The organism is Sorangium sp. So ce185, assembly GCF_051526825.1.
GTDB lineage: Bacteria > Myxococcota_A > Polyangia > Polyangiales > Polyangiaceae > Sorangium > Sorangium cellulosum_D.
Map to the genome: position 1 here is coordinate 7477631 of NZ_CP150316.1, position 13178 is coordinate 7490808.

Genomic DNA, 13178 nt, shown 5'->3' on the forward strand with positions numbered 1-13178 from the left:
TTGCGTGGCCGGCTTGGGCTCCTGGGCATCGCTGCGCACCGCCTTTGTGATGGCGGGCGCCACGTTCGTGTTCGTGTCGCTCGCGACCGCGTGCCTCGACTACGCGGGCGAGGAGCTGTTCGACCAGTGCGACACCCCGGCGGCGCCGCTGCCCGGCTCGGGCTCTGGCTCGGGCGCGACCGTCAGCACCGTCAGCGCTGGCGCGGCCGGCGCGGACGCGCCGGACTGCGGCGCGCCGACGCACGCGCCGGGATCGGGCTCCGGCTCGGGCTCGTGAGCGAGGAGCGGCGCGACCTCGCCGCGCTCGCCGCGCTCACCGCCGCCGCGCTCGCCTCGCGCCTCTGGTTCCGCATCGACCACGACGAGGACATCGACGCGCTCCGGTTCGCGCTCGGCGTCGAGCGGTTCGACGTGGCCTCGCTGCGCCCGCACGCGCCGTACTACCCCGTGTTCATCGCCGCGGCGAAGGGGCTCGCGCTGCTCGGCGCCGCGCCGCGCGCCGCGCTCGCCCTCGTCAGCGCCGCGTCGGGCGCGGCCGCGGTCGCCTTCACCGCCCTGCTGGCGCGCGAGGTCGCCGGGCGGCGCGCCGCGGCGTTCGCCGGCGTCCTCGCCCTCGCCTCGCCGTTCTTGTGGCTGTCGTCCGAGAAGCTCCTCAGCGACATGGCCGGCGCCGCGGAGACGACCGCGGCGCTCTGGCTCTGCGCCCGCGGCCAGCGCCTCCGCCGCGCGGCGGAGGACGCGGAGGCCGGGAGCGCCGCGCGCGAGGCGAGCGCCGCGCGCGCGCGCACGGCGGCGCTCGTGCTGCTCGGCGTCGGGCTCGGCGTGCGGCTCTCGTACTTCCCGTTCGCGCTCGCCTGCCTCGCCGTCATCGCCCGCAGCGAGGGCGGCCGCCTCGCGTGGCTCGCGCGCGGCCGCGACCTCGCGACCGGCGCGCTCGCGTGGCTCGTGCCGCTCGTGCTGATCGCGACGCCGCGCGACCTCGTCGCGACGACGTGGGTGCAGGGGCTCGGGCACTTCACCCGCTGGGGCGGGACGGCGATCACCGTCTCGTCGCCGGCCGATCGGCTCCACGGCGTCGTCTGGGGGATCTGGGCCAACGGCCTCGGCGGCGCGTGGCCGGACGCCCCCGCGGCGCGCTGGCTTGGCGCGCCGATCCTGCTCGCGCTCCTCGCCGCGGCCGCGCTCCGCGCCGCGCCGCTCCGGCGGGCCGCGCGCGCGGCGCGGGACCAGCCCGAGCTGTTCGCCTCGGCGCTCGCCTACTTCGTCTGGGCGCTCCTCGGACAGAACATCGCCTTCAAGCCGCGTCACTGGCTGCCGCTCGTCCCGCTCCTGATCGTCGCCTTGGCCGCCGGCGCGGCGGCGCTCTCGCCCGCGTTCCGGCCGGCGGGCGCGGCGCGCGGCCGCGCGCTCCGCTCGGCCGCGCCCGCCGCCCTCGTCACGACCCTCGCCGCGCAGTGGCTCGCCGACGCGATCGCCCTCGCGCGCCAGCACCAGGCGCCCTCGCCCGCGGCCGCGATCGTGGGCTTCCTCCGCGACGCCGGCGCCGAGCAGCGCCCCGTGCTCACGCGCGACCTCGACCGGATGATCCAGGAGGGCGCGCCCGGCCGGCGGCCGGTGCGCGTCCGCGGCGATGACGAGCTCGTCCGCGCCGTCGAGCAGGCTGGCCCGGGCGGCGCGCTGATCACGAGCGAGGCGCTCTCGCCCGCGGCGCGCGACGCGCTCGCCGGCCGCGGCTACGCGATCTCGATCCGCTTCGCGCGCCCGCGCTCGCGCTACGTCGACGCGCTCTGGAGCGACCTCGCCCTGCTCGAGGCGCTGCCGGCCGGATCTCCGGCGGGCCGAGCGCCCCCGCGCTCGCCGCGCGGCGCGCCGGCCGGCTGAAAACGAGGTTGACCTCCGTTTTCAAGGGCGCGAAGACTCCCGCCCTGCCGAGCGCCTCGCGGGGCTCCCGGTCCTCGTCATGAAAGCGATCTCGTCCCTGTGGCCTCGCTCTGCGGGCGTCGTCCTCAGCGCGCTGCTGCCCCTCGCCGCCGCCGCGCAGCCCGCGCCCGCGCCCGCGCCCGCCGCGCAACCCGCGCCCGCCGCGCAACCCGCGCCCGCCGCGCAGCCCGCCCAGCCCGCGCCCGCCGCCCAACCCGCGCCCGCGCAGCCCGCACCCGCCGCCCAGCCCGCGCCGGACGGCCCGGTCCTCGACCTCCCGCCCGAGCACGCCGGGCCGCCGCCGGAGCCCCCGAAGCCCGCCGTCGGCCTCGGCGCCGGGCAGGCGCCGGAGCACGAGCTCGTCCGCGGCCTGACCGAGCAGCGGTTCCGGAGCGCCGGCGCGAGCGCGACGAGCACCTCGATCGGCGGCTACGGCGAGGTGCACGTCCGCGGCACCACGACCGGCCGCGAGGACGAGCGCGCGTGGGTCGCCGACATCCCCCGGCTCGTGCTCTTCGTCGCGCACGAGTTCACGACCGACATCCGGTCCTACGTCGAGCTCGAGGTGGAGCACTCGCTCTCCTGCGCGAGCTGCCCCGGCGCCGCGGAGCTGGAGCAGGCCTACCTCGAGTGGAACGCCGCCGGCCGCGCGCTCGGGCTGCGCGCTGGCCTCGTGCTCGTCCCGATGGGGATCATCAACCAGTGGCACGAGCCCCCGGTGTTCCACGGCGTGGTCCGGCCGAAGGTGGAGACCGTCGTCATCCCCTCGACGTGGCGCGAGATCGCCGTCGGCGCCTTCGGGCAGCCGCTCGACTGGCTGCGCTTCGAGGCCTACGCGATGACCGGCCTCGATCCGCTCGGCTTCCGCGCGGGCGGCCTCGCCGGCGGCCGGCAGAACGGCGGGCTCGCCCGCGCCAACGCGTGGGCCGGCGTCGCGCGCGTCGAGGCCGAGCCGCTGCTCGGCGTCGTCGCCGGCGCGTCGGTGTACGCGAGCGACGCCGGCCCGAACGGCGACGGCAAGTTCTTCCTCCGCGACGGCACCCCGGTCGATCTCTCGGTCCCGGTCCTCGGCTGGTCGCTCGACGCGCGCTGGCGCAGGAGCGGCCTGGAGACCCGGATCCTGTTCGCCCAGTGGCACCTGCCCGAGGCGCGCGCCCTCATGGTCTCGTTCAACCAGAGCGGCGCGCCGAACTTCATCGATCCCACGAGCCCTGTCGCCACCCGCATCCGCGGCGGCTACGTCGAGGCCGCCTACGACGTGCTCCGCCCGCTCGGCGTGGGCCACGAGCTCCTGCCGTTCGCGCGCCTCGAGGCGTACGACACGCAGTCCGCGGTGCCCGAGGGCTACGCCGAGAACGCCTCGTACGGCGTCCGCGAGCTCACGCTCGGGGCCTCGTACCGGCCGACCCAGGGGCTCGTGCTCAAGGCCGACTACCAGCTGCGCGACCGCACCCTCGGGTTCGACCAGACGCAGCTCAACTTCGGGCTCGGCTTCATGTACTGAGCGCGCCGGCCGAGAGCACCGCCATGTCACTCCGCCCAGACCGCGCGGGGCCCGAGCGCCTCGTCGTCGGCGCCGGCATCTCCGGCCTCTACGCTGCCCTGCTGCTCGCGCGGGCCGGCCGGCGCGTGCGCCTCCTCGAGCGCGCGGCGCGCCCCGGCGGCCTCGCCGGCGCCGAGCTGTTCCGCGGGCTGCCGTGCGACCTCGGCTCGCACCGGCTCCACCCCGCCGCCCTCGAGCAGCCGCTCTTCCGGGAGGTGCACGCGCGCTCCCCGTTCCTGTCGCGCCCGCGCCGCGGCGTGCTCGTGCTCGGCGAGCGGCACGTCCCCTACCCCCCGAGCGTCCCGTCGATGCTGCGCGCGCTCGGCCTCCGCGCCGGCGCCGCGATGGGCCTCGGCTTCGTCGCGCAGCGCGGCCGCCGCGCCGCCTTCGCCCGCTGGGAGCACGACCGCGCGATCGCCGGCGAGGACGTCGGCTTCGAGCGGTTCGTGCGCGAGCGCGTCGGCGCCGCGGCCTACGCGTCGTTCTACCGGCCCTACGCCGAGAAGGTCTGGGGCATCCCGCCGTCCGAGCTGTCCCAGACCGTCGCGAAGAAGCGGATCAGCACCACCAGCCCGCTCGCGCTGTTCCGGGGGCTCGCCCGCGGCCGCGGCGCCGCGGCCGCGGACCTCGCGCGGTTCGTCTACCCGCCGGCCGGCATCTCGTCGCTCATCGCGTACCTCGAGGCCCGGCTCGCGGAGGCCGGCGTCCGGGCCGAGTGCGGCGCCGCCCTCGACGCGGCCGGGGTGGCCGCGGCCGCCGGCGCGGCGCCGGTCCTGTTCGCGGGCGACCTCGCGGATCTCGTGCCCGACGCGCGCCTCGAGCACCGCGGCCTGTACCTCGTCTACCTCGCCTACCCGCGCGCGCGGCTCGGCGCGCCCGAGACGTACTACTGCCCCGACCCGCGCTTCTGGTTCGGCCGCGTCTCCGAGCTGCAGAACTACGCGCCCGATCTCCGCCGCCCGGGCGAGACGGTGCTGTGCGTGGAGATCCCGGAGGGCGCCTGGGGCCGCGGGCGCGACTTCGCCTCGGGCCGGCCGCTCGCGGCGCTGCTCGACCAGCTCGTCCGCGCGGGGATCGCCCCGCGCGGGGTGGCGCCGATCGAGGCCCGGCAGCGCTTCGTGCCCAGCGTCTACCCGCTCTACCGGCGCGGCTGGCTCCAGGACTGGCGCGCGGCGATGCGCCGCGCCGCCGCGCTCGGCGCGCTCCCCTTCGGGCGGCAGGCGCTCTTCCTGCACTGCAACCTGGACCACTGCGCCGCGATCGCGGCCGACGCGGTGGCCCACGTCGAGGCCGGCCGCAGCCCGGAGGCGTGGGTGCTGAGCGCCGAGCGCTACCTCGACGTGCAGGTGCGCGACTGAGGCACGCGCGCCGCGGGATCCAGCGGATCCCGCGGCCCAACGCTGTTGACTTTGACTTTCACGAATGACAGTTTCCTCGGAGTCTTGATGCGTTCTTCCGGCCTCCGCACCGCCCACTTCGCCGCCGCCACGGCCCTCGCGTTCGCGCTGGCGGCGCTCCCCGCGCACGGCGCGACGTACTGGACGGTCCCTGCCGTCCTGAAGAGCTTCTTCGCGAGCTCGAAGAAGGTCGGTTACCGCAAGGTCGTCCTCGGCGACGCCGAGGCGCAGGAGATCGGCAAGAAGCTCGGGGCGCCGGTCAAGCGCGAGTGGGTGATCTACGTCGCGGAGTCGGACGGCAAGACCGACGGCTATGCGATCAAGGACGAAGAGAAGGGGATGCACGAGCCGATCGACTTCGCCGTGAAGTTCTCGACGGCCGGCGCGGTGGAGCGGATCGAGATCCTCGAGTACCGCGAGGCGTACGGCGACGAGGTCCGCGGCGACCGCTTCCGCGCCCAGTTCCAGGGCAAGACGGCGAGCGACCCGATCACGGCGGGCAAGGACATCGACATCGTGTCGGGCGCGTCGATCTCGTCGCGCTCCGTCGCGCTCGGCGTGAAGCGCGACGCCCTCGTCCTCCAGCTCGCGCTCAAGCGCGGCGCCCTGTGAGGGATTTCACCGCGGCGGCGGGGCGGCTGCGGTCGCTCTCGCTCGGCGCGAAGCTCCTGTACACGGCGTTCGCGGTCGCCTCGATCGTCGGGCTGCTCGTGTCGTGGCGCCTCTACGGGGCGATGGTGCAGGACGCGGGCGCCGCCGCGTACTACGCGGGCGCGCCGGCCTCCGCGCCGCCGCCCGCGCCGACGCAGGCGCCCGCCGCGGCCGACGGGCCGGCGCTCGAGCTCGGCCCGGAGCTCGAGCTCCCCGCCGCGACGGAGCCGCCGCGGGTCCTGGTCGAGCAGATCTCCGAGCGGAAGCTGCTGGAGGTGACGCATTTCCACCTCTTCTCGGTGCCCGTCTACGTCTTGATCCTCGCGCACCTCTGGCTGCTCGCGCGGCTGCCGGCGTGGCTGCACACCGGGGGCGTGGCGGCGGCCGTCGTCACGAGCGGGCTGCACATCGCGGCGCCGTGGCTCATCCGGAGCGCGCCCGGCGCCGCGGCGCTGATGCCGATCTCGGGCGTGGCCATGCTGCTGTCGCTCGGCGCCATGGCGGTCGTCTCGACCGTGGACATGTGGCTGCCGAGGCGATCGCGGCGGGGCGAGGCGGCGCCGCTCGACGACGCGCGGTAAGGCGGCGTCTCACGCCGCCGGCGACGCGGCCCGACGCTCGGGCATGACGGTGTCCCAGGGATCCTTCGTGAGCCGGTGAGTGTACGTCGTCGACACGGGTGTTCTCCCCCTTGCCTCGTTGCACCCTGTCCGGCGGAAGCGGGATCGCCACGCTCATCCCATCTCCGCCCGTAGAGCGCGCCCCACCGCCGAGCCGCGGGCGGCGGAGCGCGCCGCCGAGTCCGTTCCTTCCATGAAACAGAGTGTTGCGAGAGGAACGCAGAGCGGCGCCGCGGCTCGACAGCGCTCGCTCTCGAACGGTTCGGCGGGGGCCTGAGCCGGAGGGCGCCAGTTCAGGAGTACCCGGCGGACGGTAGTGCTCAAATTTGCCCGGAGAGAGTTCACATGAAGGCGGGAAGGCAGGAAGATCATTGATCTTTTCTTCCCGCCTTCCCGCCTTCATGTTCAATCTTGAGCACTGCCCGGCGGACAGAGGAGCTCCAGGCCGGGCGCTGCCCGGCGCGCTGCGGCCGTCGGACAGAGCCGGTACGGGGGAGCTCACCACCTCTGTACCGCTTCACCGGTGTCGAGGTTGGGGCGTTGGCTCAGGACCCCTGCCGAACCCACTCCAAGGTGGAAACACCGCTCGCGGGGTGTCAACGCCCCCGCGCCGCCTCAGCGCCGGATCGCGCTCCGCTTCAGCCACCGGGACGTGAGCGACCAGGCGAGATCGAGCACGTCCTTGCTCTCGAACGGCTTGCTCAGCAGCCGGAGCTCGGGCCGCTTCAGGCGCCGGATCACGTCGTGCCACGAGTAGTCCGAGTACGCGCTGCAGATCACGGCCTCGATGTCCGGACACTCGGCCCAGATCCGCTCGATCGTCTCGATGCCGTCCCAGCCCGGCGGCATCCGCATGTCCACGAACATCAGCGCATAGGGGCGGCCGACCCGCTGCATCCGTCGGACCCTCTCCAGCCCCTCCTGGCCCTGGCAGGCGCCGTCCACCTGGAACGTGCTCCTCGGGACCGCCGCCGGCGCCCCGAAGATCGCCGCGTCGAGGGCGTCGAGGTCCGCCGATGTCCCCACATCCGGGCACAGGAGCTTCTGAAAATCGCGGTGGATCGCGGGGTTGTCGTCGATGACGAGGACCCTCCGGACCTCGTTCCCGCGCGCGGAGTCAGGCCCCGTCCACGCCGCGGGCGGCGGCTGCGTCAGGAAGCGCGGCGGACCTCCTTGGCTCATCGTCGCGAGCGTGTGACCGAGGAGCTTGCCGTGATGACTCGTCATTGAAAAGGTCCACCTCTGCTCGATGCGAGCCAGTCCATCCCAGCGTACGTTCGAGGAGCAGGCGAGCAGCAGACAGCGTGTCTACGAGATCGGCCCTGCTGGCCGGGTGCGTGAGGACGAGCGAGCAGCGAGGCCCCCGCCGACAACCGACCGAATCGCTCTTGCCCCGCTCGCCGCCGGAGAAGCGGCCCCGCCAGGACAAGGCTGCCCCCTCGACGCGTTCGCCCCGGGTGAGTCGAGGAGCCCTTTCCGTTGCGGAAACTCCTTAGTAAAGAAATTTGTCAATTCGTGCAAGCCGGTTTCGTGCACGACATCTTGCTCGCCCGGGGCCGCTGTGCAGTGCGCCTGCCTCGGAGCACAGACAACGGAACGAGAGAGAACGGCGCAGCCAAGCGCGGAGAATGCTCCGACCTGGACGGACAATCGATCTCGGTCGCGGTTAAAAAAGGAGAGGGCGAGATGAGCCGGCCGCCTCGCGAGGGCCGGCGGCGGAGGAGCGCGGCGGGATGCCGGCCGTCGCTTCTCTGCCGTCGGTTGCTGTCGGTTGCCGTCGGTTGGCGTCGGCGCCGCGCGCCGCGCGCCGGGTGCGGCGTCAGGGCTACGCGTCGCGCTCGGGGATGAGCCAGAGCACCCCGAGCGGCGGGAGCGTCAGCTCGATCGACTGCGGAAACCCGTGGCAGGGGATGTCCTCGACCTCGACGCGGCCCATGTTGCCCACGCCGCTGCCGCCGTACTCGGTGGCGTCGGTGTTGAGCACCTCCAGGTAGGCGCCGCGGCGCGGGACGCCGATGCGGTACGGGCGGCGCGGGACCGGCGTGAAGTTGCCGATGAACACGACGTGCAGGCCCGACGGCGACATCTGGTCTCCCGCGCCGTCCCCGTAGCGGATGAACGAGATCACGGTCTGCAGGTTGTCGGTGCAGTCGATCCAGCGGAAGCCGTGGTGCTCGTCGTCGAGCTCGTACATCGCCGGATACTTCTTGTAGAGCGCGTTGATGTCGGTCACAAGCCGCTTGAGCCCGGCGTGGGCGGGCACCGCGAGCAGGCCCCAGTCGAGCTCCGTCTTCTCGCTCCACTCGGCGAACTGGCCGATCTCGCCGCCCATGAAGAGCAGCTTCTTGCCCGGGTGCGCCCACATGTAGCCGTAGAGCGCGCGCAGGTTCGCGAGCATCTGCCAGTAGTCGCCCGGCATCTTCGAGAGCAGCGACCGCTTGAGGTGGACGACCTCGTCGTGGCTCAGCGGCAGGAGGAACTTCTCCGAGAAGGCGTAGATGAGCCCGAACGTGAGCTGGTGGTAGTGGAACGCGCGGTGGACCGGCTCGTGCTTGAAGAAGTCGAGCGTGTCGTGCATCCACCCCATGTTCCACTTGAAGTCGAAGCCGAGCCCGCCGACGTACGTCGCGTGCGTCACCGACGGCCAGGCGGTGGACTCCTCCGCGCACAGGATCGCGCCCGGGAAGCGCTCGTGCACCCGGTTCGACAGCTCCCGGATGAAGTCGATCGCCTCGATGTTCTCGCGCCCGCCGTACCGGTTCGGCACCCAGTCGCCGCCCTGCGCGGCGTAGTCGAGGTAGAGCATCGACGCGACCGCGTCGACGCGCAGGCCGTCGATGTGGAACTCGTCGAGCCAGTAAAGGGCGTTGGCGACGAGGAAGTTCCGCACCTCGTGCCGGCCGTAGTTGAAGATGTACGTGTTCCACTCGCGGTGCTCGCCGAGGCGCGGGTCGAGGTGCTCGTAGAGCGCCGTGCCGTCGAACCGGCCGAGCGCCCACGCGTCCTTCGGGAAGTGCGCCGGGGTCCAGTCGAGGATCACGCCGATGCCCTTCTGGTGGCACCGGTCGACGAAGTAGCGGAAGTCGTCGGGATCGCCGTAGCGGCTGGTCGGGGCGTAGTAGCCCGCCACCTGGTAGCCCCACGAGCCGTCGAACGGGTGCTCCATGATCGGCATGAGCTCGATGTGCGTGAAGCCGAGCTCGGCCACGTAGTCGACGAGGTGGTCGGCGAGCTCGCGGTAGGTCATCCAGCGCATCCCGTGCTCGTACGGCGGGCCGTCCTCGTGCACGCGCCGCCAGGAGCCGGGGTGGACCTCGTAGATGGCGATCGGCTTCTTGCGTGAGTCGAGCTGGCCGCGCGTCCGCATCCACTCGCCGTCCTGGAACGCGTAGCGGCTCGTCGTGACCCGCGAGGCGGTCGCCGGCCGGAGCTCCATCGCCTGGCCGAGCGGGTCGCTCTTCACGGTGATGTGCCCCTCCGGGGTCTTGATCTCGTACTTGTAGAGCGCGCCGTCGCCGACGCCGGGGATGAAGAGCTCCCAGAAGCCCTCGCCCATCCGGCGCATCGGGTGCCGGCGGCCGTCCCAGTGGTTGAAGTCGCCGACGACGCTCACGCGGCGCGCGTTCGGCGCCCAGACCGCGAACGACGTCCCGGAGACGCCGTCCACCTCGCGCACGTGCGCGCCGAGGACGCGGTAGAGCTCCCAGTGCCTCCCCTCCGCGAGGAGATGGCGGTCGACGTCGCCGAGCGTGGGCGGCATGCCGTACGGATCGCGCTCGACCGAGGCGTTGCCGTCCGGGTAGCGCAGCTCGATCCGGTAGAGGAAGCGGCCGTCCTTCGGGTAGGAGACGCCGGGGAAGCGCGCCTCGAAGAGGCCCGCGGGGTGGATGCGCTCCGTGGGCTGCTTCGGGAGCGAGGGGTCGTCCGGGAGCACCGCGATCTCGGTGGCGTCCGGGCGAAAGACGCGGACCACCAGGTCGTCTTCGTCCTCGTGCGCGCCGAGCACGTGGTGCGGATCCGGGTGCTCCACAGCCGCGATGAGATCGACTTCTCGTTGTTCCAACATGTCGGGGTCCGCCTATACCGGCTCCTCTCGCCGACGTCATGCCGAGAGTCCGCCCGAGACGAGAGCCAGGGTCGCCCCGACGAACGCCCGAGCCAAAAGCCAGGGCTCGCCCTACATGCTGCGCGGCTCTCGCCGTCCGGCCTGCCCCTGGCGCAACCACGGTGTGCTCACCATTTGTCCGCGGCGCAACAGCGGGCGCCGCGGAGGGCGGCGCGCGCGCGCTCTCACCGGGAATCGGCGGGAATCGTCGGGAAATTGAGCAAATGCTCATTTGCTGTACCTTCGCTGGGAGGGTACGGTCCGGGCGCGAGCAGCGGGCCACGGGGGCCATCCGGCGGGTTGCGCGGGGCTCGACAGGTGGAGGGATCGAACATGGGTCAGGTGGTGAGCGAACGCTCGATCGGGGGCAACGGCAGCGGTCCTGGCATGAACGGGCACGGGGGCGCGACGATCCGCAGCTACGCGCCCGCGACCGGGGAGCTCCTCGGGGAGGCGCCGAACACGAGCGCCGAGGAGGTGCGGGCCGCGGTGGCCAGGGCGCGGCGCGCGCAGGAGGCCTGGGGCGCGCTGCCGGTCGAGGAGCGCTGCCAGCGCGTCCTCCGCTTCCGCGACGCCATCGTCGACCGGACCGACGAGATCGTCGATCTGCTCTCGCGCGAGTGCGGCAAGCCGCGCCACGAGGCGCTCCTGCACGAGGTGCTGGTCGCGGCCGACATGGCGACGTACTTCGCCGAGATCGCGCCGAAGGCGCTCGAGCCGCGCGAGATCAAGCTCCACCTCTTCAAGCACCGGCGCAGCTTCGTCCACTACGCCCCGCGCGGCGTGATCGGGGTGATCTCGCCGTGGAACTTCCCGTTCCAGCTGGCGCTGCGCGACGTGCTCGCGGCGGTGGTGACGGGCAACGCGGCGGTGCTGAAGCCGAGCGAGGTGACGCCGCTCATCGCGCTCAAGCAGAAGGAGATCTGGGACGGCGCGGGCATGCCGGAGGATCTCTTCCAGGTGGTGACCGGCTACGGGCCGACCGGCGCGGCGCTCATCGACAGCGGCATCCAGATGCTCGTGTTCACGGGCAGCGTCGGCACGGGCAAGCGGGTGGCGGCCGCGTGCGGGGAGCGCCTCATCCCGTGCGTGATGGAGCTCGGCGGCAAGGCGCCGCTCATCGCGTGCGCCGACGCGGACATCGAGCGCACGGCGCAGGCGATCGTCTTCGGCGGCTTCGCGAACGCGGGGCAGGTCTGCGTGGCGGTGGAGCGGGTCTACGCGCACCGCGAGATCCACGACCGGCTGCTCGAGCGCACGGTCGAGATCACGAGGGGGCTGAACCAGGGCGATCCGGGCAAGGAGTTCGTCGACGTCGGCGCGATCATCTTCGGGCCGCAGATCGAGGTGGCCGAGCGGCTCATCAAGGACGCGGTCGAGAAGGGCGCGAGCGTGAGGGCGGGCGGCAAGCGCGCGCCGGGGCAGGGCCAGTTCTTCGAGCCGACGATCCTCGCCGGCTGCGATCACGGGATGAACGTGATGAGCGAGGAGATCTTCGGGCCGGTGGTGCCGTTCATGCAGGTCGCGACCGAGGAGGAGGCGATCCGGCTGGCGAACGAGTCGCACCTCGGCCTGAACGCGTACGTCTTCTCGGAGGACACGGATCACGCCCGCCGGCTCGCCGAGCGCCTGCAGGCCGGCAGCGTGCTGGTGAACGACGTGCTCATGAACGGCGCGCTCCCGGACGCGCCGTTCGGCGGCGTCAAGCAGAGCGGCTTCGGCCGGGTGATGGGCGAGGACGGGCTCCGGCAGATGTGCGACGTGAAGCACATCAACGCGGACCGCGTCGCGCTCGGGTCGAAGGACCCGACGTGGTTCCCCTACACCGAGTCGTCGTACGGCTGGTTCAAGCGCGGCATGCGCGCGCTCTACTCGAGCGGCAGCCTGCTCCGGCGGATCGGGGAGCTGTTCTAGGGCGGGGACGCGGGCGCCGGCTCTTGCGCCGCGCCCGCGTCGTGCCTTCCGACCGCGGCCAGGTGCCAGGCAGGACGGCCGCCGGGCGGGGACGGCGGCCGTTTGGCGACCTGCCAGACGGCGCCCCTTGCTCCCCTGCCCCCTTCCGATCCACGCTGCAGGCATGCCTCGCCCCGACGTCTCGCCGAGCGACCCCATCCTTGCGGCCCTCGACCGCGCGCCGCGTGTGCAGAGGCTCACGCCGGAGCAGCGCGCCGAGCTCGAGCAAGACCTCGCCGACATCGCGGCGGGCCGAGCGCGCCTCGTCCCCCACGAGGATCTGCCGCGGGCCCTGGAGGAGCTGGCTCGCGGGCGGGACGGATGAGCTTCCGCGTCGTCTGGAACTTCCCCGCCCTGGCGACGTTTTACAGCCTGCCGATGCACTCTGCCTTCATGATCGACCGGGCGGTCGTTCGCTTCGCAGAGACGGGTGAGGGCGAGCTCGCATGGGAGGCGCCCCACTACCTCCTCAGCGCGGGCTTCCACGACGCGGTGCTCGCGATCGATCGCGAAGCGCGGACGATCACCGTGCTCCGCATCTATCGCGTCCGCTGAGCGCTACTTAGCGCGACAAACGAGTTTAAACCGCTCGAGAAAGCAGAAACTCGAGCCGCCAAGGACGCCAGGAACGGCGAGAAGAGGACAAGACCTTCTCGTCTTGGGCGCCTTGGCGGTTCATCTCTCGGTCGATCACGCGATCGGATCTCGGGCGCCATCACGGTCGTAGCGGAGTCGGGCAAAGAGCTCAAGGTGCGCGCAGGGGATGGATTCCTCGAGATCGTCGACTCCTGGCATCACGCGCCGAACGACGGCGACGAGCCAGCAGTGATTGTGACCGTCTATGTCGGTTCGCCGGGAGCGCCGCTCACCGTCGAAAGGTAAGCGAGTGGCGAGCACGCCGTCGGCCGGGGCAGCGACGCGTGCGAGGGCGTCGAGAGCTCGCGCGCGATGGGCCGTCACACCGGCGGCCGCCGGCGCAGGGCCGGTGA

At 72.9% G+C, this 13178-nt stretch carries 12 protein-coding genes; 10 read left to right on the forward strand and 2 right to left on the reverse strand.

Annotated features, from left to right (window positions below):
- Window positions 1-4: 4 nt before the first annotated feature.
- The 6 genes from WMF26_RS27210 to WMF26_RS27235 all read left to right on the forward strand — a co-directional run bounded on the left by WMF26_RS27210 (window position 5) and on the right by WMF26_RS27235 (window position 6092).
- Complete coding sequence (locus WMF26_RS27210; RefSeq protein WP_437995041.1) at window positions 5-277, forward strand: hypothetical protein; 273 nt, start codon at window positions 5-7, stop codon at window positions 275-277.
- Complete coding sequence (locus tag WMF26_RS27215) at window positions 274-1881, forward strand: hypothetical protein (RefSeq protein WP_437995042.1); 1608 nt, start codon at window positions 274-276, stop codon at window positions 1879-1881. The genes WMF26_RS27210 and WMF26_RS27215 overlap by 4 nt, the downstream gene beginning before the upstream one ends.
- A 79-nt stretch (window positions 1882-1960) precedes the next feature.
- Entirely contained in the window at window positions 1961-3424 is a 1464-nt protein-coding gene (locus WMF26_RS27220) for a hypothetical protein (protein ID WP_437995043.1), read from the forward strand.
- Window positions 3425-3447: 23 nt separating this feature from the next.
- Window positions 3448-4821: a protoporphyrinogen/coproporphyrinogen oxidase gene (locus WMF26_RS27225; RefSeq protein ID WP_437995044.1), complete on the forward strand. Its 1374-nt coding sequence runs from the start codon at window positions 3448-3450 to the stop codon at window positions 4819-4821.
- Window positions 4822-4908: 87 nt separating this feature from the next.
- Window positions 4909-5472, forward strand: coding sequence for an FMN-binding protein (locus tag WMF26_RS27230; RefSeq protein WP_437995045.1), 564 nt, complete (start codon window positions 4909-4911; stop codon window positions 5470-5472).
- Window positions 5469-6092 (forward strand): hypothetical protein, encoded by a 624-nt coding sequence (locus WMF26_RS27235; RefSeq protein ID WP_437995046.1) that lies wholly within the window; start codon window positions 5469-5471, stop codon window positions 6090-6092. The genes WMF26_RS27230 and WMF26_RS27235 overlap by 4 nt, the downstream gene beginning before the upstream one ends.
- 654 nt (window positions 6093-6746) lie before the next feature.
- Here the strand turns inward: WMF26_RS27235 and WMF26_RS27240 are convergent.
- Window positions 6747-7358, reverse strand: coding sequence for a response regulator transcription factor (locus WMF26_RS27240; RefSeq protein WP_061622626.1), 612 nt, complete (start codon window positions 7356-7358; stop codon window positions 6747-6749).
- Between the two features lie 598 nt (window positions 7359-7956).
- Window positions 7957-10197, reverse strand: a complete 2241-nt coding sequence (glgB, locus tag WMF26_RS27245) for a 1,4-alpha-glucan branching protein GlgB (protein WP_437995047.1) — start codon at window positions 10195-10197, stop codon at window positions 7957-7959.
- Window positions 10198-10569: 372 nt separating this feature from the next.
- On the opposite strand from glgB, the gene WMF26_RS27250 reads away from it, so the two are divergent.
- The 4 genes from WMF26_RS27250 (at window position 10570) to WMF26_RS27265 (ending at window position 13071) form a co-directional block, all read left to right on the forward strand.
- A complete protein-coding gene (locus tag WMF26_RS27250) occupies window positions 10570-12150 on the forward strand; it encodes an aldehyde dehydrogenase family protein (RefSeq protein ID WP_437995048.1) in 1581 nt (526 codons plus the stop codon).
- A 163-nt stretch (window positions 12151-12313) separates the two neighbouring features.
- Window positions 12314-12514, forward strand: coding sequence for a hypothetical protein (locus tag WMF26_RS27255; protein ID WP_437604752.1), 201 nt, complete (start codon window positions 12314-12316; stop codon window positions 12512-12514).
- Window positions 12511-12744 carry a hypothetical protein gene (locus WMF26_RS27260; RefSeq protein ID WP_020737398.1) on the forward strand — a complete coding sequence of 78 codons (234 nt, stop codon included), beginning with the start codon at window positions 12511-12513 and terminating at the stop codon, window positions 12742-12744. Before WMF26_RS27255 ends, WMF26_RS27260 begins: the two co-directional genes overlap by 4 nt.
- A gap of 159 nt (window positions 12745-12903) precedes the next feature.
- Window positions 12904-13071, forward strand: a complete 168-nt coding sequence (locus WMF26_RS27265) for a hypothetical protein (protein WP_438002450.1) — start codon at window positions 12904-12906, stop codon at window positions 13069-13071.
- Window positions 13072-13178: the final 107 nt, after the last annotated feature.